Annotated in this window: 19 protein-coding genes; 2 read left to right on the top strand and 17 right to left on the bottom strand. The window is 37.0% G+C overall.

Going from position 1 to position 20,521, the window contains the following annotated elements:
• Window positions 1-10: 10 nt before the first annotated feature.
• The 12 genes from DN392_RS05140 to DN392_RS05075 all read right to left on the bottom strand — a co-directional run bounded on the left by DN392_RS05140 (window position 11) and on the right by DN392_RS05075 (window position 13,683).
• On the bottom strand, window positions 11-418 hold the full coding sequence (locus tag DN392_RS05140; protein ID WP_002107745.1) for a YjdF family protein: 408 nt from the start codon (window positions 416-418) through the stop codon (window positions 11-13).
• Window positions 419-540: 122 nt separating this feature from the next.
• Window positions 541-1,005, bottom strand: a complete 465-nt coding sequence (locus DN392_RS05135) for an NUDIX hydrolase (RefSeq protein ID WP_002107742.1) — start codon at window positions 1,003-1,005, stop codon at window positions 541-543.
• A gap of 69 nt (window positions 1,006-1,074) precedes the next feature.
• A complete protein-coding gene (locus DN392_RS05130) occupies window positions 1,075-1,779 on the bottom strand; it encodes a DUF421 domain-containing protein (protein ID WP_000550954.1) in 705 nt (234 codons plus the stop codon).
• A gap of 107 nt (window positions 1,780-1,886) precedes the next feature.
• Window positions 1,887-3,065 (bottom strand): FtsW/RodA/SpoVE family cell cycle protein, encoded by a 1,179-nt coding sequence (locus DN392_RS05125; RefSeq protein ID WP_088321214.1) that lies wholly within the window; start codon window positions 3,063-3,065, stop codon window positions 1,887-1,889.
• A 340-nt stretch (window positions 3,066-3,405) separates the two neighbouring features.
• Window positions 3,406-4,722, bottom strand: coding sequence for a dihydrolipoamide acetyltransferase family protein (locus DN392_RS05115; RefSeq protein ID WP_048565697.1), 1,317 nt, complete (start codon window positions 4,720-4,722; stop codon window positions 3,406-3,408).
• A 15-nt stretch (window positions 4,723-4,737) separates the two neighbouring features.
• On the bottom strand, window positions 4,738-5,721 hold the full coding sequence (gene bfmBAB / locus DN392_RS05110) for a 3-methyl-2-oxobutanoate dehydrogenase subunit beta (protein WP_000290073.1): 984 nt from the start codon (window positions 5,719-5,721) through the stop codon (window positions 4,738-4,740).
• 13 nt (window positions 5,722-5,734) lie between these two features.
• Entirely contained in the window at window positions 5,735-6,736 is a 1,002-nt protein-coding gene (gene bfmBAA, locus DN392_RS05105) for a 3-methyl-2-oxobutanoate dehydrogenase subunit alpha (RefSeq protein ID WP_000852549.1), read from the bottom strand.
• Window positions 6,737-6,763: 27 nt separating this feature from the next.
• Window positions 6,764-8,185, bottom strand: a complete 1,422-nt coding sequence (gene lpdA / locus DN392_RS05100; RefSeq protein ID WP_000090438.1) for a dihydrolipoyl dehydrogenase — start codon at window positions 8,183-8,185, stop codon at window positions 6,764-6,766.
• A gap of 4 nt (window positions 8,186-8,189) precedes the next feature.
• The gene (buk, locus tag DN392_RS05095) at window positions 8,190-9,293 is read right to left on the bottom strand and encodes a butyrate kinase (RefSeq protein WP_000056197.1); all 1,104 of its coding nucleotides are present in this window, start codon (window positions 9,291-9,293) and stop codon (window positions 8,190-8,192) included.
• A gap of 87 nt (window positions 9,294-9,380) precedes the next feature.
• On the bottom strand, window positions 9,381-10,481 hold the full coding sequence (locus tag DN392_RS05090) for a leucine dehydrogenase (RefSeq protein WP_000171359.1): 1,101 nt from the start codon (window positions 10,479-10,481) through the stop codon (window positions 9,381-9,383).
• Between the two features lie 34 nt (window positions 10,482-10,515).
• A complete protein-coding gene (gene yqiS / locus DN392_RS05085) occupies window positions 10,516-11,415 on the bottom strand; it encodes a phosphate butyryltransferase (protein WP_064056471.1) in 900 nt (299 codons plus the stop codon).
• Window positions 11,416-11,610: 195 nt separating this feature from the next.
• Complete coding sequence (locus tag DN392_RS05075; RefSeq protein ID WP_064056472.1) at window positions 11,611-13,683, bottom strand: sigma-54 interaction domain-containing protein; 2,073 nt, start codon at window positions 13,681-13,683, stop codon at window positions 11,611-11,613.
• 136 nt (window positions 13,684-13,819) lie between these two features.
• Here DN392_RS05075 and DN392_RS05070 point away from each other — a divergent pair, with 136 nt between their 5' ends.
• Entirely contained in the window at window positions 13,820-14,053 is a 234-nt protein-coding gene (locus DN392_RS05070) for a DUF2627 domain-containing protein (protein ID WP_001190196.1), read from the top strand.
• Window positions 14,054-14,101: 48 nt separating this feature from the next.
• On the opposite strand, the gene DN392_RS05065 is transcribed toward DN392_RS05070, so the two are convergent.
• Window positions 14,102-14,830 (bottom strand): glycerophosphodiester phosphodiesterase, encoded by a 729-nt coding sequence (locus DN392_RS05065; RefSeq protein WP_048546379.1) that lies wholly within the window; start codon window positions 14,828-14,830, stop codon window positions 14,102-14,104.
• Between the two features lie 50 nt (window positions 14,831-14,880).
• Here DN392_RS05065 and DN392_RS05060 point away from each other — a divergent pair, with 50 nt between their 5' ends.
• Window positions 14,881-15,027 carry a YycC family protein gene (locus DN392_RS05060; protein WP_001247671.1) on the top strand — a complete coding sequence of 49 codons (147 nt, stop codon included), beginning with the start codon at window positions 14,881-14,883 and terminating at the stop codon, window positions 15,025-15,027.
• 239 nt (window positions 15,028-15,266) lie between these two features.
• Here DN392_RS05060 and DN392_RS05055 read toward each other — a convergent pair whose 3' ends face one another.
• The 4 genes from DN392_RS05055 to recN all read right to left on the bottom strand — a co-directional run bounded on the left by DN392_RS05055 (window position 15,267) and on the right by recN (window position 20,322).
• Window positions 15,267-15,830: a PRK06770 family protein gene (locus tag DN392_RS05055; RefSeq protein ID WP_048565701.1), complete on the bottom strand. Its 564-nt coding sequence runs from the start codon at window positions 15,828-15,830 to the stop codon at window positions 15,267-15,269.
• Window positions 15,831-16,083: 253 nt separating this feature from the next.
• Window positions 16,084-16,878 carry a sporulation transcription factor Spo0A gene (gene spo0A / locus DN392_RS05050; protein ID WP_033658812.1) on the bottom strand — a complete coding sequence of 265 codons (795 nt, stop codon included), beginning with the start codon at window positions 16,876-16,878 and terminating at the stop codon, window positions 16,084-16,086.
• A 287-nt stretch (window positions 16,879-17,165) separates the two neighbouring features.
• Entirely contained in the window at window positions 17,166-18,464 is a 1,299-nt protein-coding gene (spoIVB, locus tag DN392_RS05040) for a SpoIVB peptidase (protein WP_002107735.1), read from the bottom strand.
• Window positions 18,465-18,582: 118 nt separating this feature from the next.
• On the bottom strand, window positions 18,583-20,322 hold the full coding sequence (gene recN / locus DN392_RS05035) for a DNA repair protein RecN (protein ID WP_149237915.1): 1,740 nt from the start codon (window positions 20,320-20,322) through the stop codon (window positions 18,583-18,585).
• Between the last annotated feature and the right edge of the window lie 199 nt (window positions 20,323-20,521).

Raw genomic sequence — 20,521 nt, 5'->3', positions numbered from 1 at the left:
ACACCTTTTCTTAATGGCCACGATGCTTTTGCTTTGCTTTTTGTACTTTAATTAAACGTCTTCTTTGTTTTTCAGCTTCTCGCTTCTCTTTAGACTGCACTTTCTTTTCTTGTTTATGCAGTTCATAAGATAAGCTAATTGCCTCTTGTGCCTTAGTAAAACGTTTTACATTTACTTCTTTTGCCGCTTGTCGTATGATACGTTTTATATTTTTTGGACGCTGTTTTTCTTTCACTTCCACACCGCATTTTGCAACGTGCTGGAAATATGCTAACATTGGACCATTCACAAATATAAGTACTTCTTCGTCTGACGGCTCCGTTCCAAAAATATGCCTTGCTCCATACAATTTCCCTGTTTCTTTACATGTAATGATTCCAACAAAAAATTGGCCATCGTAATATACTGTCAAATCCATTGACAGCCCCTCCTTTAAAAAAATTAGAAATACGGGACATCCCGGAGGGGAAGGTTACTGACATGAAATCATGCGTCTGGACTACCGACCAGAACTGTGTTTTTGTATTTCTTTCACTATTATTATATCTTTTTTTCCATAATTTTCATATATTCAGCAATCATTTTTTTATGCGATCCTACAATATATTCAGGTAGTTCTGTTAGTGGGAAGAATGTAAGCTGAACCGCTTCTTCTTTATTCATAACAAACTCCCCTTCATATTCCTCGGTATAATAGGCTGTCGTTACGGATTGAAATTCATCACCATTTGCTAATTTTGTAAAATAGTTCGCTCCAGAAAATACATTAATTAATCGTAAGTTCTTCACTTTTATTCCTGTCTCTTCATATACTTCACGGCAAGCTGTTTCTTCTGGTGATTCGCCAAGCTCCATTAATCCGCCAGGTAGCCCCCATTTTCCGTAAGGCTCTGTTCTTTGCTGTAATAATACATATCCATTTTCATTTATAACGAGTACAACAGCACCAACTAAAATTAAAGGGCGATGACCAACTACTTTTCGTAACTCCTCTACATATCCCATCGTATCCCTCCTTTTTCGTTGTCCACACTATTGTATCATATGTATGAAACGACAAAATGCGTATATTTTTCATTTTTTTAACAAAATATTTATTTTATGAGCTTCATCTACTGTAGCTAACATAATGGATTCGACTTCTGCACTCTTCTCTAGAAATTCTCTCGCCCACTCTTCTGTTTTTCCTACTAAAGCTAGAACATCTTGCTGAATCCTCCCATCCTTTACTAATACAAAAGAAACTGGAGATTTTTTTCCCGCCACTTTCAGATCAAGCCGCGAAACTGCTTCATATTCTGGATACCGAAATATAGAAACAACACCATTCGCTTCCCATAATGCTAATCTAATCGTTTGAATATCGCTCACATTTCGCATGCGAAGTTCCGAAAATAAATATTCCACCGTAATTCTCGCTTTTTTCAAATTGCTAAAATCAATGGAACCATTGTGTATAAGAATAATAGGTGCTGGCTCTAAAAAGCGTCTCCATCTATCCCATTTCAACATTAAGACTGAGCTTATAATGTGAAGTACAACGAGTATGAACGTTGTAATCATCGAGCCGAATAATCCCACTTTTTCATCAGATAATGCGTTAGAAATATTCCCACCAAGCAATAACACTAATACAACATCTAAAAAACGAAGTTGCGCGATGGACCTTTGCCCCATCGCTTTCGCAACTAATATTAAAAATATGTATGCTATAATAGCCCGAATAACCCATTCACTATTAGAAAGATGCCGTGCCCCTTCAAAAATATGCATATGCATCACTTTGCACTCCTTACCCATCTCAAACTGCTACTTTGCTTTAGTTTGCAACGTTTAAGAGCATATATGTAAAAAAGCTGATTCGTTTTTAAACGAATCAGCTTTTCTTACTTGACGGAAAACATATACTTTTTATACGTTTTTCGTACGGATAATATGAGACCCATCATAATCATATTCGAGAACAAGGAACTCCCCCCATATGATAAGAACGGTAATGCAATCCCTTTTACAGGCATTAATCCAACGATCATACCGATGTTTTGGAATATTTGAACCGTTAATATCCCAATTGATCCAGCACATAATAATGTACCGAATAAATTATCAGCAGAATAACCGATAATAATTGTTCGATATAGTAGTAATAGGAATAAGAATACAACTAACGCTGCTACGATAAATCCACCTTCTTCGGCAATTGTAGCGAAAATAAAGTCAGTATGCTTCTCAGGGATATAGACGTTCCCTTCGCCAAATCCTTTCCCTTCCATACCGCCACTACCTACAGCTAAAATCGATTGCTGTGTTTGATAACCTTGATCTGTATGTTCAAATGGATCTAACCAACCTAAAATACGTGATTGTTGGTGAGGTTTTAGTAAAGTAACTAAATTATTAAAGAAGAAATCCTCATACCTTACGTAAATAAATATTAACACAGATAATATGGTGACTGGAATAACTGTACATAACGCTATCAATTTCTTCTGAATACCTGACATAAATAAAATACATGCAATTGCAGCAGCATATAAGAACACCATCCCTGTATCCGGTTGGCTATATACAACAGCCATAGGCGGAAGGGATACAAGCACAATTTTACCTACTAATTGTAAATCCGTTTGGAATGTCCTTGCCATATACTGTGCATTATGTTTCACTGCTATACTTGCTACTACGAGAAGCAATGAAATTTTGAAAAACTCAGATGGTTGAATTTGTCCAACTAACGGAAATACAAACCATCTTTTTGCACCTAATTTTTCAGGTGTGAAAGTGGAAACCGGTAGTATTTTCAAAAGAATAAGTGAACCAAATCCGACGATATAAAGTGGCCAAGACAATTTTTGTAATTGATCTAAGTCGATGCTTGCAACAAGCAATAACAATACAACTCCAATTATGTAGTTCAAACCCTGTTTCATCGCAAAGTTTGCCTCTCCATATTGGCCAGTTTGCTGACTGCTATATATAGCAGCTATACTCGTAACACATAATGCTAACAAAATTAATATTAATTTTACATCTAAACTTTTTAGAAACTCGGTACTTCTTTTCATGACATCCTCCTGAAACATTGTTACAGCAAAATAAAAAACCAGGAGTCAACATTCTTCATGTTTTGACGACTGATTACACATTATCTATAAAACACTTATATAGAATAACTCTCTTTTTCATACAATACAATATATTATACTACAGTTTCGTCAGTAAGATTTGCCAAAAAAATTATTCTTTTCTTATTTTATATCCATATACCATATATCAGCAATGTATTTTCATAAATTCCTAATACATAATCGTTCATTGTAAGATTACTGGGGAAGATATTATACATATAGTAGGATGTAGATGAAGAAATAAGATGATAAAAAGCTCGCATAAGCGAGCTTTTTATTAATATACAGATGTATTATTTTCTGACGTATTTTCTAAAATTTCTTTTACACGTCCTAAGAACTTACCACAAATTAAGCCATCTAGTACACGGTGATCAAGTGATAAACATAAGTTAACCATGTCGCGAGCACCGAACATACCATTATCCATAATTACTGGGCGTTTTACAATTGATTCAACTTGTAAAATAGCCGCTTGTGGATAATTAATAATACCCATAGATTGAACAGAACCGAATGATCCTGTGTTATTAATTGTAAATGTTCCACCTTGCATTTCGTCCGCTTTTAACGATTTCGTACGTACTTTTCCTGCAAGCTCTGTAATTTCACGAGCGATACCTTTAATCGTCTTCTCATCCGCGTGTTTAATTACTGGTACAAATAGTTCGTCCTCTGTTGCAACAGCGATAGAAAGGTTAATATCTTTCTTCTGAACGATCTTATCGCCAGCCCACATTGAATTGATTTGAGGATACTCTTTTAACGCTTGCGCTACTGCTTTTACGAAGAAAGCAAAGAACGTTAAATTAAAGCCTTCGCGCTTTTTGAAATCACCTTTAATTGAATTACGGTATGACACAAGGTTTGTCACATCTACTTCAATCATCATCCAAGCATGTGGTGCTTCGTGTTTACTACGTAACATGTTCGCTGCAATTGCTTTACGCACACCTGTTACTGGAATTTCGATATCGCCAGGCATTGTTGGTACAGAAACTGGTTTTGCAGCTTCTACTTTTTGTGCTACTGGCGCTGCTTTTGGTGCTTCTGGACGCGCTTCTACTACTGCTGCTACCGCTTCCTCTTTCTTCGCACCTGCTTGCGGAATATTTCCAGATTCCACTAGCTTTAAAATATCTTTACGAGTGATACGGCCATTTGCTCCCGTACCTTCTACTAAATCTAAATCAACATTATGCTCACCTGCAAGTTTTAAAACAGCTGGTGAAAAACGTGGTTTTCCATCAGTTGGTTGTTTTACTTTCGGTGCTTTTTCAGACGTAGCTACTTCTGACTTTGGTTCTTCTTTTGTTTTTTCCTCAACAGCCGTCGCTGCTACTTCATCTGCGCCTTCTACTTGAATAACACAAACTACTTCACCTACAGCTAACGTCTCACCTTCACCAGCAATTAATTCTTTCACAATACCAGTGAAAGAAGATGGTACTTCAGCATTTACTTTATCAGTCATTACTTCTGCAAGTGGATCATACTTGTTTACATGATCGCCAACATTAACGAGCCATTTACTAATTGTACCCTCTGTAACGCTCTCCCCGAGCTGAGGCATTGTGATATTTTCTACAGCCATGTATAGTCCCCCCGATTAAAATTCCGCAAGTTCACGCATTGCTTTTTCAACTTTATCTGGATTTACCATAAAGAATTTTTCCATTGTTGGTGCATATGGCATTGCTGGAACGTCTGGACCCGCAAGACGTGCGATTGGCGCATCTAAATCAAACAGACAGTTTTCAGCAATAATTGCTGCCACTTCACTTATAATACTTCCTTCTTTATTGTCCTCTGTTACAAGAAGAACTTTACCTGTTTTAGAAGCTGCTTCAATGATTGCTTCTTTATCTAATGGATATACAGTACGTAAATCAAGAACATGTGCAGAGATGCCATCTTGCGCTAACTTTTCAGCTGCTTGAAGAGCAAAGTGAACACATAATCCGTACGTGATAACAGTAATATCATCACCTTCGCGTTTTACATCTGCTTTTCCGATTGGTAATACGTAATCATCCTCTGGCACTTCACCTTTAATTAAGCGATATGCACGCTTATGCTCAAAGAATAATACTGGATCTTCATCACGAATTGCTGCTTTTAATAAACCTTTTGCATCATACGGTGTAGAAGGAATGACAATTTTTAAACCTGGTTGGTTCGCAAACATCGCTTCCACAGATTGTGAATGATACAATGCACCGTGAACACCGCCGCCAAATGGCGCACGAATTGTAACTGGACAAGTCCAATCGTTATTAGAACGATAACGAATTTTTGCTGCCTCAGAAACAATTTGGTTTACTGCTGGCATGATGAAATCAGCAAACTGCATTTCAGCGATTGGACGCATACCATACATTGCCGCACCAATTGCTACCCCAGCAATTGCAGATTCTGCAAGCGGTGCATCAAGCGCACGATCTTCACCAAATTGATCATATAATCCGTGTGTCGCTTTAAATACGCCACCTTTTTTACCAACATCTTCACCTAAAACAAATACTTTCTCATCGCGTTCCATTTCTTCGCGCATTGCTAATGTAATAGCATCAATATAAGACATTACAGCCATGAAACGTTCCCCCCTATTCTGCGTATACGTGCTTCAATGCATCTTCAGGTGCTGCATACGGAGCATTTTCTGCATATTCTGTTGCTTCATTTACGATATGCATAATTTCGTCTAACATTTGTTTTTCAAATTCCTCAGTTAACACGCCAGCTTCTTTTAAATAAGCTGCAAATGTTATGATTGAATCTTTTTTCTTTGCTTCTTCTACTTCTTCTTTATCACGATAAACACGATCATCGTCGTCACTAGAATGTGCTGTTAAACGATATGATACTGTTTCAATTAAAGTTGGGCCTTCACCACGACGGCCGCGGTCTGCTGCCTCTTTTACAGCTTTATATACTGCAAGTGGATCGTTTCCGTCTATTGTATATCCAGGCATTCCGTAACCAATTGCACGGTCTGATACGTTTTTACATGCTAATTGTTTTTCAACTGGAATAGAGATTGCGTATTTATTATTTTCACACATGAAAATAACAGGTAGTTTGTGTACACCAGCAAAGTTTGCCCCTTCATGGAAGTCACCTTGGTTTGAAGAACCTTCTCCAAATGTAACGAACGTTACTAAATCTTTCTTTTCCATTTTTCCAGCTAATGCAATACCAACTGCATGTGGTACTTGCGTTGTTACTGGAGATGATCCTGTCACAATACGATTTTTCTTTTGACCGAAGTGACCAGGCATTTGACGACCACCAGAGTTTGGATCTCCAGCTTTCGCGAAAGCAGACAACATAAGCTCTTTAGCCGTCATACCGAACGCTAGTACAACACCCATATCACGGTAGTATGGTAATGCATAATCTTTCTCTCTATCAAGAGCGAATGCTGCTCCAACTTGTGCAGCCTCTTGTCCTTGACAAGAAATTACGAATGGAATTTTACCCGCACGGTTTAATAACCACATACGTTCGTCGATTTTACGTGCAAGTAACATCGTACGGAACATTTCTAATACTTGCTCATCACTTAAGCCAAGCTCTTCATGGCGCTTTTCTTTTACTTCTGCCATTTTTCATAACCTCCTAAATCCACATTTTTATGCGTGTAACGCTTTTCCATCTACAGCTAATGCCGCTTCACCAATCGCCTCAGATAATGATGGATGCGGATGAATTGTATGTGCTACTTCCCACGGTGTTGCATCAAGTACTCTTGCAAGACCAGCTTCAGAAATCATATCTGTTACATGTGGTCCAATCATATGAACACCAAGAATGTCATTTGTTTCTTCATCAACTACAAGTTTTACGAAACCATCTGATTCGCCGTATACAAGTGCTTTTCCGATTGCACGGAATGAGAACTTACCTACTTTTAACTTATAGCCTTTTTCTTTCGCTTCTTGTTCTGTTAAACCGACAGAAGCAACTTCTGGACTGCTATATACGCATTTTGATACCATAGAGTAATCAATTGGTGTAACTTCTTTACCAGCAATATGTTCTACTGCAACAATTCCTTCATGAGAAGCAACGTGAGCAAGTTGTAAGCCGCCGATTACATCTCCGATTGCGTAAATATGAGATTCTTTCGTTTGATAAAACTCATTTGTTTGAATGTATCCTTTTTCCACAACGATATCCGTATTCTCTAAACCAATATTTTGCGTATTGGCTTGTCTTCCTACAGATACAAGCATTTTTTCTGCTTTAAATTCTTTATTCTCACCGTTATGTTCAGCTTGAATTGTTACTCCGTTATCTTTTACCAATGTTTCTGGTAATACTTTTGCACCAGTTACCACTTTAATACCTTTTTTCTTGAATAGACGTTGCATTTCTTTTGAAACGTCCTGATCTTCTAGTGGTAATATCGTTTTCGCATACTCTAATACTGTAACTTCTACACCGAAGTCAGCAAGCATAGATGCCCACTCAATACCGATTACACCGCCACCAACGATAATAATTGAGCTAGGAAGCGTTTCCATTTTTAGGGCATGATCGGAAGACATTACATACTCTCCGTCTAATTCTAAACCTGGTAATGAATTCGGACGAGAACCTGTTGCAACAAGTACATTTTTTGGAATTAACATTTCATTCTCTTCTCCACTTGCAAGTTCAACTGAAATTGTCCCTGGCATTGGAGAGAAAATAGATGGGCCAAGAATACGGCCGATACCTTCAAACACATCAATTTTACCTTGTTTCATTAAGTGTTGAACACCTTTATGAAGTTGCGTTACAATCTTCTCTTTACGCTCTTGCACTTTCGCAAAGTTTAGTTCTACATTACTTGCAATAACTCCGAACTCTTCGCTTTTTTTAGCAGTTGCGTATACTTCCGCACTACGTAAAAGAGCTTTACTAGGAATACATCCTTTGTGCAAACAAGTACCACCAAGATTTTCTTTTTCAACAAGTGCAGTTTTTAAACCTAGTTGTGATGCTCGAATAGCAGCAACATATCCACCAGTACCGCCGCCAACGATGACTAAATCATATTCTCTTGCCATTATCTCAACCCCTAGCTACTGTTTGTTTTTCTCGTACAACATACTCTTTCGGCGCTTCTTCTTCACGTAATACACGAAGTGCTCCTTCTGCTAATGCTTGTAATTCATCTTCCCCTGGATGTACGATAACATCTGCAATCCAGTCAACACGTTCTTTTATTTCATCAACAAGAATTTTACTGTACGCAAGTCCACCAGTTAAAACGATTGCATCAATTTTCCCGTGAAGTACAGCGCTAGCTCCGCCAATCTCTTTTGCAACTTGATATGCCATTGCTTTATAAATAAGAGTTGCTTCCGGATCACCTTTTTCAACCATTTGTTCTACTTTGATCGCATCATTTGTACCGATTAGGCTTACAAGTCCACCTTGTCCAACAAGTTTTTTAACCATTTCGTCACGGTAATACTCACCAGAGAAACACATCTCCACTAATTGCCCTACCGGTACTGTACCCGCACGCTCTGGACTAAATGGGCCTTCTCCGTTTAAACCGTTATTCACATCAATAACTTTTCCTTTTTTATGAGCACCAACTGTAATACCGCCACCCATATGTGTAACTAATAAATTTAAATCCTCGTATTTGTGATTTAATTCTTCAGCCACTTTACGAGCAACTGCTTTTTGGTTTAATGCATGGAAAATACTTTTACGTTCCATACCAGCAATACCACTTATACGAGCAACCGGCTCCATTTCATCTACAACGACAGGATCTACTATAAATGCCGGAATATTTAATCCAGAAGCGATTTCATATGCTAAAATGCCTCCAAGGTTTGAAGCATGATGACCGCTAAACCCATTTTTCAAATCTTCTAACATCGAATCGTTTACTGTGTATGTTCCGCCTTCGATTGGACGAAGTAATCCCCCACGTCCACAAACTGCGTTTAACTTTGAAATGTTAATACCGTGAGAATGTAGAACTTCTAAAATCGTTTCTTTGCGAAACTCATATTGATCGATAATTCTCTTATATTTTCCAATTTGTTCTTCGTCATGACGAATAGTTTCTTCTAAAACGGGCCTTTCATTATCAAAAACACCAATTTTTGTGGATGTACTACCCGGATTAATAACAAGAATTCGATTTAAAGACACTGTTGCTACCTCCACTAATAAATTCAAAAGGAGGTGGAAACCTCATAAGAGGTAACCACACCTTTTGTAAAAGTAATATATGAATGATTAGCGACGGCTAATAATGTCGTGACCGTTGCGTAAGTATGTGCTACGAGAGTTTTTCAAGCTTGCAATGCGCTCTTCAGCTAAACGATCTGCTGCTACATAAGTTGCAATGCCATCGCGTTTTGAAATTTCGATTACTTTTGCAATTGTGTCATAAATAGACTCAACACGTTTTAGTGCACGTTCTCTATTGTATCCATATAATTCGTCTGCTACGTTAATTACACCACCAGCATTAATAACATAGTCTGGTGCGTATACAATACCCATTTCATGAATCATGTCGCCGTGACGATTTTCTTTTAATTGGTTATTTGCAGAACCTGCGATTACTTTTGCTTTAAGTTGTGGAATAGTTTCGTCATTAACTGTTGCGCCTAATGCACATGGTGCGTAAATATCACATTCAACACCGTAAATTTCATTTGGCTCAACTGCTGATGCACCGAATTCTTCTACCGCGCGTTGTACAGCTTCTTTATTAATATCTGTAACGATTAATTTTGCTCCTTCAGCATGTAAATGTTTGCATAGGTGATACGCTACGTTACCAACACCTTGAACAGCAATTACTTTTCCTTCTAAATTATCAGTACCGAAAGCCTCTTTCGCAGCTGCTTTCATACCACGATAAACACCGTATGCAGTTACTGGAGATGGGTTACCAGAAGAACCGAATGATGGTGAAATACCTGTTACAAAATCAGTTTCTTCGTGAATAATATCCATATCATCTACTGTTGTACCAACATCTTCAGCTGTAATGTAACGTCCGTTTAGTCCTTGAATGTATCGTCCTAATGCACGGAACATCGCTTCGCTCTTATCTTTACGTGGATCACCGATAATTACTGTTTTCGCACCACCTAAGTTTAAGCCGGCTGCTGCGTTTTTGTATGTCATCCCTTTTGCAAGACGCAATGCATCTTCAATCGCCGCTTCTTCAGAATCATATGTCCACATTCTTGTTCCACCAAGAGCTGGTCCAAGTGTTGTATCATGAATTGCGATGATTGCTTTTAAACCAGATTCTTTATCTTGACAAAATACTACTTGCTCATAATCATATTTTTCTAAGTATTCGAAGATTTCTAATGTCATTGTCGTTTCCCCCTAGTGTTTTACCCTGTTTGGTTTATTTTGAAGCAGTCGTAACTGCCAATGCTAATGAATATACTTTTGTTTCTGCTGAATCAGCACGAGATGTTAAAACAATCGGTGCTTTTGCGCCAGCAATCATAGCTCCTACTTTTGCATCCGCAAAGTATACGAGTGATTTGTATAGCACATTTCCAGCTTCAATCGTTGGGACGAGTAAAATGTCTGCTTTACCTGCTACATCACTTACTATGCCTTTATGTTCTGCTGCAATTTGTGATACTGCATTATCTAAAGCAAGTGGTCCATCAACGACACAATTTTTAATTTGTCCGCGGCGATTCATTTGAGTTAACATCGCGGCATCAATTGTCGCTTGCATCGCAGGATTCACAACCTCTACTGCTGCAATTGGTGCTACCTTTGGCAAATCTATTCCTATTGCCTGGGCAACTTCTACAGTATTCTGTATAATAGCAGCTTTTTGTGTTACATCAGGTGCAATGTTCATCGCTGCATCTGTAACAAAGATAAGACGATCGTAATTTGGAACTTCAAATGCTGCAACGTGTGAAAGTGCGCTACCTTTACGAAGTCCCCACTCTTTATTTAATACAGCTTTCAAAATATTTGCTGTTGGGATGTTTCCCTTCATAAGCACATCTGCTTCGCCATTTCTTACAGCTTTAACAGAAAGTTCTGCAGCCTCAGCACTTGACGCTGTTGCAATCACTTCAATGTGTTCTGAAGTTTGTAAACCATGTTCTTGTAGCATCCCCATTATTTTTTCTTGATTTCCATATAGACGAAATTGAGCTAGCTGTAATTTAATTGCTTTCGCTACAGCTTCAATTACTTCATGATCTTCAGCTACTGCTACAGCCACAGTTTTTTTAGGCTGTCCTGCTGCTTGATCAATTAAGTGTTCTAACTTCATATTTTGTAATCAACCCTTTCCGTCGTCCCTCGTCTATTTATAAAGCAAATACCGTGCCAACTTTCAAAAGTGGTCTTACCAATAATGAAAACGCATTCAAAATGCAGTAAAATCAATACTTTGGAAAATAACAAAACATTCTGTCTTGTTATGTCGCTTTTTGTATACCATGCAATAAATTGCACGGTACGCAATTTATTGCATGCTATTTTTTGCACACTCATACTTTTCTAGCTTGTAATATAAATTTCGAACCGAAATTCCTAATGCTCTTGCAGTTTTTGTTTTATTTCCATCAAACCTCTCTAAACATTCATGAATGATATGCCCTTCAAACTCTGTCACTAATTGTTCAAGTGGCTTTTCTTCTAATTCAGGTAATAAGTTATTTTGTTTTACCTCAGTCTGCTCTTCTGTATGTAAAGGTGGTAAATGATGGACATCAATATATATTTCGTTATAATTCATAAAGATAATAGCTCGTCCTAAAATATTTTCAAGCTCCCTCACATTTCCTGGCCATTCATATGATTGTAAATATGAAATAGCCGAATCAGTGAGCCCCTCTACATTCCGACCATAATCTTGGTTAATTTTTTGAATCAATCTGTCTGCAATTGCCGGTATATCTCCTTTTCGCTGACGAAGAGACGGAATGTGAATTGGAATTTTATTTAATCGATAATATAAATCCTCTCTAAACTCTCCTTCTAGAATGCCCCTTTCTAAATTCACATGTGTCGCTGCAATTACCCGGACATTTATAGGTATCGCTTTCGTTCCACCAACTTTTACAATTTCTTTTTCTTGCAACACGCGAAGGAGTTTCGCTTGCATATTTGCAGACAATTCTCCTATTTCATCTAAAAAGATACTACCGTTATTCGCTTCCTCAAAAAAACCTCGTTTTCCGCCTCTTTTTGCTCCTGAGAATGCACCTTCCTCATAACCGAATAATTCACTTTCTAATAAAGTCTCGGAAATGGCAGCACAGTTTACCCGGACGAATTTATTATATTTTCGATTACTTCCATTATGAATTGCATGTGCAAACAATTCTTTACCCGTTCCAGATTCTCCGCGTAGTAATACTGTTGCTGGTGTATTCGCTCCAAGTTTCGCCTGTTCAATAGCGGCCGTTGTTTCATCTGAATTTCCGACAATGTCATCAAATGAATATTTCGCTTCTAACGTTCGAATAATTTGCCTTGCTCTATTCAATTCATTTGTTAACTTTTGAATTTCTGATACGTCACGAATTACACCAACGCTTCCTTTCAATATCCCATCCACTATAACTGGCGCTACGTTTACAATTACATCACGCTTCTTTTGTCCAATCTTCATATGTATTCCGCGTACCGCCCTACGCGTTCGAAGTACTTTCATATGCATACTTTCACCTTCTACAATATCAGTTGTAGCCGGTTTCCCAATAATGTCCTCTTCTGTTAAACCTGTTAATTTCGTATAGGCAGGGTTAATTACTAATCCTCTTCCCTTTTCATCCACGACCGAAATTGCTTCCTCAGACGAGTTGATAATCGCCTCAAGTAACGTTTGAATCTCCTTTAAATCTGTAACTTCTTCCGCAAGATCTACAACCTCTGTTATATCTTTAAAAATCGCAAATGCTCCTTGTACCTCTCCTCCCTCTTTTAATATTGGAATACGGGTTGTAATAATTTTCTTTTCATTTTCTAATGTCAGTTCATAATTTACTTCTATTTGTTTCGTACGTATAATACGAAGCAACTTACTAGTCGGAATAACTTCTAAAATATATTTCCCTACCGCATCTTCTTTTTTATATCCGATAATACGCTCTGCACTTTTATTAAATAGGCGGACTTGTCCCTCTCGATCAATCACAATCATACCGTCATGCGTAGAATTTAAAATTAAATCCCCTTGCTGCGTCTGTTCTTCTAACTTTCCAATTAAACCTTCCTTCTCATGTGCTAATCTCGTAACAATTTTCGCAATATCACCTGGTATAAGAAGAGTATCTTTATGCTTTTTCTTTATTAAATCTTTATGTAAATCATCGTCACCCGTCATATCAAACATTACATCAATATGCATAGAAAGAAACGGCGTTACACTCTCTCCAATTGTAACCCCATATTCCTTAGCCATTTGTAATCCCTTTGCTATCGGATTTATATCAATAATTCCTATAATTTGAAATATATTTGAACTTTGTAACAGATTCAGCAGTGTACTACCACCTTCACCTGCACCAACAATTAAAACTTTTTGTTTCATATATTACACTTCCTCTCGAAGTATCTCTGCAAAATTTTTCACACCCTTATCTTACTCGTTCAGCCCCCTCTTGACAAACCCCCTTTTCATATAACATCATTGAAATAAACAAAATAATCTGAAAAGGAGCGTTTATATGCAGCGTTACCTTGCTCTATCATTAGCACTCATCCCTATTTCATTAGCTGTATTTGGCATTAAGTTAATGAGAGATACTGTATTCGGGATTCTATTTCCTCCACTCTCTATACTGTGGTTACAATTTTTAATTGGCGCTCTCTGCTTCGCGCTCGGGTTTTATATCTTCGGAGGCTTCGTCTTACACCGAGACCGTAAACGAAATAAAGTACAAGCTCGCTTTAAAAGATAGGAAAGCCCCACTATTTATAAATAAAAAATGAGACCGTTACACGCGGTCTCATTTTTTTATTGGCAATAACATTCTTGCCGTTTCAGGATAATCAGTAATAATCGCCGAAATATTCATATCAAAATATTTACGCATAAGCGTTTCTTCATTAATTGTATAAGGGCGAACCTCTACACCACTCTCCATCGTTAATTCAGCAACAGCATCTTGAAGATAACGATAATTAGGGTGCACTGCTGTAGCGCCCATTTTTTTCGCATACGCCCACGGACTATGCAAACCTTCGCGATATAAAATCGCTGTTTGAATATCAGGAGCCATCATATGACACCTTTTCATACTGTAGTGATTAAATGAAGAAAATATAACACGATCTTCTAGATTACATTTCCGTACAAGCGTTATAACTTCTTCCTCTAAACCTCTGTATGGAATTTTATTATTTTTCAGTTCAATATTAAGTAGCAACTCTGTTTTATCAATCCATTCTAACACCTCTTCTAAAAGAGGTATTTTACAAAAGCCTACTTTATCACCGAATTTATAGCTCGCATCTAATTTACATAAATCCTCATATAAATAATTACGAACCGCACCTTTTCCATTTGTTGTCCGGTCCACTGTTTCATCATGAATGACGACAACTTTTCCATCTTTCGTTAATTGAACATCAAGCTCAATTCCATCTGCTCTAAAAGATTCAGCTGCTTCAAATGAAATCATTGTATTTTCTGGGTACGTTCCCGCTGCACCACGATGTGCAAATATAAGAGTCATCCTCACTCCCCCAATCTTATGCTATACTATACGAAAAAGGAGGTACTTCTATGAGACCATTACAAATTTCTCCAGACACTGCAGTCCGCCTATCAAAAGCATTAGGTGTTCCACTTGAACAACTTATGCATATGCCGCAGCACATTCTAATTCAAAAGTTAGTTGAATTAGAAAAACAAAATAAAGACGAAGAATAATACAGTCCTGTTTTGCAGGGCTTTTTATTATTTTCTATTATATCACGGATGACTTCCCTACTAAAATCCTTTAACAGATGTACTACGATGCGATTTAGCCGTTCCTTCATCATTTAATAATGAATTACATCTTTTCTTTTTTGTTACACGTCATAAAGAAAGCAGACTATTTATTTATAAGTCCCATTGCGTCCTTAAGACACGATAATAAAAAAACTAGAAGCCCCTTATATTATTTTTTATTGAACGTGCGGAGTATCCCCTGATTCGTACAGTTCTTTCGCTTTTTCCTCCCCGAATGTAGTTAAAATATAATGTTGCTCTTCTGCCGCATCCATCGCTCTAGTCGCTTTACAAGTGCTACCTTCTTGGGTATCCGAGAAATAATTGTGATCTTCTACAATTTGACTAAAATCTTTTTTCGCCCATCTATCAGTAATCTCTAAAAGCTCATTTTTTTTCGCAAAGCCACTCTTATTTATGATATTTTTTAATTTTTCAGCATTATTTTGAATCATTGGAATGGATTCTGATTTTCGTTCTGCCACTACTTTTTGATGAGTCATATGATGCATCACTGTAATGACTTCGCTTTCAGTAGAATTTTCAGTAACATACACATCAACAAAGACTCCATCTACCTCTCTACCTACTATCGTTGGATCTTCTTTTTTATCTATTTGAGCATTCACTTCTTTATCTACTGGATTATCGGCAAGTTCTAACATTCCAAATGTAACTGCACCAGCAAGAACTCCCATAGCTGCTACTATTCCTAGCCAAGTTAATATTTTATTTTTCATTCCCCTTCTCCCTATCAATACCTATTTAATTATCTTATAAAAAAACTCACTTATATGTAATATTACTAAAAACAGGATTTATCTTCCATGATATCAAATGATCTCTTGTTCTCAATAAAATAAAAAGACCAACGAATTCTAAAATTCATTGGTCATTAAATAAAAAGTTCATTGGTTTTACATTTAATATCGAGTATAAATTTAAAGAATGATTAAGCTTTACTAAAACTTAAATCCCTTACTATCTTTACTCTCAGCTAGCCTTATGTTCAAGTCTAAGCTTATCCGCAACCATAGCGATGAACTCGGAATTCGTAGGTTTTGCTTTTGACATGGATACTGTATAACCGAATAAGGACGAAATAGAATCAATATTCCCACGACTCCATGCTACTTCAATTGCGTGACGGATTGCACGCTCGACGCGGCTTGCTGTTGTATTATATTTCTTCGCGATATCTGGATACAATACTTTCGTAATAGATCCAAGTAATTCGATATCATTGTACACCATAGAGATTGCTTCCCTTAAGTACATATACCCTTTAATATGAGCAGGTACACCGATTTCATGAATGATACTCGTAATGCTCGCGTCTAAGTTTTTCGGTTTTCCATCTATTGTAGTTGCTGAACGGAAAGATGGAAGTGGACGTTTAATGGTAGCGTTCGCCTTACCGCTCACTTGACGAATATGACTCGTTAAATTCTCCATATCAAATGGTTTTAATATGAAATATGAAGCACCTAAGTCAACTGCTTTTGTCGTCACATCTTCTTGTCCAAATGCTGTCAACATAATTACGCTAGGCTGTCTTAGCCTTTCAATATTTCGCATTTTCTCTAGTACAGCTAAACCATCTAAATGTGGCATAATAATGTCTAAAACAAGTACATCCGGCTGCTTATCATTTAATAAATTTAAACACTCTTGACCATTATAAGCAGTACCGATTACTTCCATATCATCTTGAGCAGCTACGTAACTCTCTAGCATTGATACTAATTCTTTATTATCATCCACAAGACAGACTTTAATTTTCTCCACAGCTTTTCCTCCCTTACCGAATCGATTCTCCGACATGTGTATCCTTCTAGGCTACATGAATTGTTCGACAATTGTGTGAAAATTCCCTTTTAAAGTTTGTTACTTTCCGATAAAATCACAAAAAAATATGTTTATCGTTCATTTATTCCCTTTCGCAACACATTCCATCATAGAAATACAACGAAACGTTCAACCCTTTTCTTTTATTTTACAACAAAAAACACCTCTTGCGGAGCTTTTACAAAATTTCAACGAATTTTTCAACAGAAAAGCGAGCTAATTAATAATTAGCTCGCTTTTCTTTCTTGTTCATAAATGTTAATTCCAGCCTCATGTAACATCCATTCAATATGAACACCATATCCTGATGTTGGATCATTTACAAATACATGTGTAACAGCACCAATTACTTTCCCGTTTTGTACAATTGGACTTCCGCTCATGCCTTGTACGATACCACCCGTTTTCGCTAATAAACGTTTGTCTGTTACTTTTATTACCATGCCTTTTGTAGCTGGAAACTTTTGCGGTACTGTACTTACAACTTCAATATCAAACGCTTCCACTTTATCTTTATCAATAACTGTTAATATTTTTGCCGGTCCCTCTTTTACTTGATGAGATAGTGCAATAGGCATCGCTTTATCCATTACGCCATTTGGTATATTTGTATTTAATTTCCCGAATATACCAAATGGACTATTTATTGTAATATTACCAATCACTTCACGATCTGGTGAGAACCTCGCTAATTTCTCTCCTGGATTCCCATGACTACCTCTTTCAATTGATGTAACTGTCGAACGCATAATTTGTCCATCTTCGACTTGAATCGGCTTTTTCGTATCGTTATCAGAAATGACATGACCAAGTGCCCCATATTTCATAGAATCAGGATGAACAAATGTCATTGTTCCGATTCCAGCTGCCGAATCACGAATATATAAACCAATACGATAAGACGATTCTCCACTGTCTTTTTGTGGTGTTAACTTAGTGCGAATATGTTTTCCATCTCTTAACAAAACAAGATTAAGCGGTTCACCTGTTTCACCACTATTATGAATAAATGGTGCTACATCACTCATCCTTTCAATTGTTTTACCATTAATTTCAGTAATCATATCTCCAATTTGCACACCAGCTGTTTCACCAGGAGATACTTTCCCTTTTTCAGTTTGAATTAAATGATGGCCTACAACAAGTACCCCTTTTGTATTTAACTTCACACCAATTGATTGTCCACCTGGAATAACTTTAAAATCTTTCAATACTTTCACATTTACTTTTTTCACTGGAAAACCAGCAAGCTGAAACACCATATCTGCTTCACCATTTTGATGAGGATTTACCATAAGTCCTTGTTTTCGTTCATTGGAACTTACTGTAAACACATGACGATCTGTAGATGAAGCTTGAAAAACTGGTAATGAAGCTATTTCTGATTGTTGCCCTTCAAAAACAACAAGTTGCTTCGGGGATGAAATAAACGTCCGAAGCGGTTTAAAACACCCAATAAAAACTAAAGAAACAAGGAGACAAAGACCTATTATTTTGCGAAATCTTTCTAATCTCAATTTGTTCACTCTCCTCGCTCCTACCCCACATTCAGCCTCTTGGCTTCACTTTTTAATCTCTCCTTGCAGTGCTTTATTTATAACCGGAAGAATTAAGAAATCATTATTTGAGAAAAAAAGCTATCCATTACTGGATAGCCTCTGCTGTCTGTTTAAAATGATGCGCTTGCGTAAGTAATTCTTTCGCATGTTCTGTCGTTAAATCTGTAATTTCCACACCAGAAATCATTCGAGCTATTTCTGTTACTTTATCCTCCATAGTTAAAACGGTAACTGATGTAATTGTCCGATCATTCGCTACTTGTTTTCGAATAAATAAATGTGAATCCGCCATTGAAGCTACTTGAGGTAAGTGCGTAATACAAAGTACTTGCGAGTTTACTGATACTCGATAAATTTTTTCCGCAATAGCCTGTGCAACCCGACCACTTACACCAGTATCCACTTCATCAAAAATAACAGATGCAACACCTTGATGCTTAGAAAAAATGCTTTTTAAAGCTAAAATAATACGAGATAACTCTCCGCCAGAAGCGACCTTTGAAAGTGGTTTTAGCGGCTCACCTGGATTTGTTGAAATATAAAATTCCACATGATCGTAGCCATCCGCCGTAAGTCTTACCGGGGCACCCTCAACAAGAGGCTCTTCAGCATTTCCTTCTCTCTTCATGATTCTCACTTCAAATTTTGTTTTCTCCATATATAATTCTTTTAATTCTTGATGAATGGCATTTGTAAGATGCTCTGCAAGCTCATGACGCATATTACTTAACGACGTTGCTTCTTGCAGAATAACACTTTCTAATTCCTTTAATTGCTTCTTCGTCGTTTCAATATGAACGTCTTTATTTTCAATCGTAAAAATTTCTTGTTCAATTTTATCAGCATACGCTAAAATCTCTTCTACAGTATTTCCATATTTTCTCTTTAGCATACGAATTTCATTTAAACGCGTTTCAATTTCGTCTAAACGCTTCGGATCATATTCCATCATATCGAGCTTTTCTCTAAGTTGATATGCAACTTCTTCTAATAAGTAGTAGCTATTTGCAATTGAATCATGATTTCCTTGATAAACTTCATCTAAATGTGTAATACTCTCCATTTGTCCCATTGCGCTTCGTACATTATCTAACCCTTGTCCGTCAGCGCTTAATGAGCGATATGCATCGCCTAATGCTTTATAAATTTTTTCAAAATTAGAAATTCGCAATCGTTCTTCAGTTAATTCAATTTCTTCATCCATCTTTAAATCCGCCTTACTGATTTCTTCATGCTGGAATTGAATTAAATCTAAGCGATGCGCCATTTGTTGTTCATTTTCACTTAACGATTTTAACTGTTTTTTTAATTTCTCATAGTCAGCGTATACATTTTGATATATACCCAATTGTTTAACAATGCGATCTCCATCAAAATGATCAAGCATAAATAGATGACGCTCTTCATTCATTAAATCTTGTGTTTCGTGCTGCCCATGAATATCAACAAGTGTTTTTCCAATTTCCTTTAATATACTAAGGGTGACCAGTTTCCCATTTACACGACATACACTTTTTCCGTTTGCAGCGATATCACGCTTCAAAATAATCATGCCGTCTTCTATTTCTATATCCAACTCTTCTGCCTTTTCAATACACGGATGCTTATCATCTTCTACATAAAATAGCCCTTCTATCTCAGCTTTTTCTGTTCCGTATCGAACAAATTCCGCTGAACCACGGCCACCTACAAGTAAACTAATCGCATCAATAATAATCGATTTTCCGGCCCCTGTTTCACCACTTAAAACCGTTAACCCTTTTTGAAAAGAAATATTTAATGCCTCAATAATAGCAAAGTTTCTAATCGATAATTCCGATAACAATGCCCCATTCACCTCGTTATAAACTAATCCCCTATTAAGGGCTTTTCTCAGTTCTTCATTCAAATAGTCAAACTATATGTTTGTATGTATAAATTACTTTTCTAACCGCTCCATTGTACCAAACATTCGTTTTACGGGTCAATCCACCTATTTTCTAATTTTATTCAAAGAAAATATTATATTACAATTAAGAATTCAC

Source organism: Bacillus sp. BB51/4 (assembly GCF_008368845.1).
GTDB lineage: Bacteria > Bacillota > Bacilli > Bacillales > Bacillaceae_G > Bacillus_A > Bacillus_A wiedmannii.
Note: the sequence above shows the minus strand (reverse complement) of the source record. Positions and strands in the feature narration are given on the sequence as shown.

Excerpts from the sequence above, each read along its gene's own strand:
- DN392_RS05140 (WP_002107745.1), bottom strand. The coding sequence starts at position 418 with ATGGATTTGACAGTATATTACGATGGCCAATTTTTTGTTGGAATCATT.
- DN392_RS05135 (WP_002107742.1), bottom strand. The coding sequence starts at position 1,005 with ATGGGATATGTAGAGGAGTTACGAAAAGTAGTTGGTCATCGCCCTTTA.
- DN392_RS05130 (WP_000550954.1), bottom strand. The coding sequence starts at position 1,779 with ATGCATATGCATATTTTTGAAGGGGCACGGCATCTTTCTAATAGTGAA.
- DN392_RS05125 (WP_088321214.1), bottom strand. The coding sequence starts at position 3,065 with ATGAAAAGAAGTACCGAGTTTCTAAAAAGTTTAGATGTAAAATTAATA.
- DN392_RS05115 (WP_048565697.1), bottom strand. The coding sequence starts at position 4,722 with ATGGCTGTAGAAAATATCACAATGCCTCAGCTCGGGGAGAGCGTTACA.
- bfmBAB (WP_000290073.1), bottom strand. The coding sequence starts at position 5,721 with ATGGCTGTAATGTCTTATATTGATGCTATTACATTAGCAATGCGCGAA.
- bfmBAA (WP_000852549.1), bottom strand. The coding sequence starts at position 6,736 with ATGGCAGAAGTAAAAGAAAAGCGCCATGAAGAGCTTGGCTTAAGTGAT.
- lpdA (WP_000090438.1), bottom strand. The coding sequence starts at position 8,185 with ATGGCAAGAGAATATGATTTAGTCATCGTTGGCGGCGGTACTGGTGGA.
- DN392_RS05090 (WP_000171359.1), bottom strand. The coding sequence starts at position 10,481 with ATGACATTAGAAATCTTCGAATACTTAGAAAAATATGATTATGAGCAA.
- yqiS (WP_064056471.1), bottom strand. The coding sequence starts at position 11,415 with ATGAAGTTAGAACACTTAATTGATCAAGCAGCAGGACAGCCTAAAAAA.
- DN392_RS05075 (WP_064056472.1), bottom strand. The coding sequence starts at position 13,683 with ATGAAACAAAAAGTTTTAATTGTTGGTGCAGGTGAAGGTGGTAGTACA.
- DN392_RS05070 (WP_001190196.1), top strand. The coding sequence starts at position 13,820 with ATGCAGCGTTACCTTGCTCTATCATTAGCACTCATCCCTATTTCATTA.
- DN392_RS05065 (WP_048546379.1), bottom strand. The coding sequence starts at position 14,830 with ATGACTCTTATATTTGCACATCGTGGTGCAGCGGGAACGTACCCAGAA.
- DN392_RS05060 (WP_001247671.1), top strand. The coding sequence starts at position 14,881 with ATGAGACCATTACAAATTTCTCCAGACACTGCAGTCCGCCTATCAAAA.
- DN392_RS05055 (WP_048565701.1), bottom strand. The coding sequence starts at position 15,830 with ATGAAAAATAAAATATTAACTTGGCTAGGAATAGTAGCAGCTATGGGA.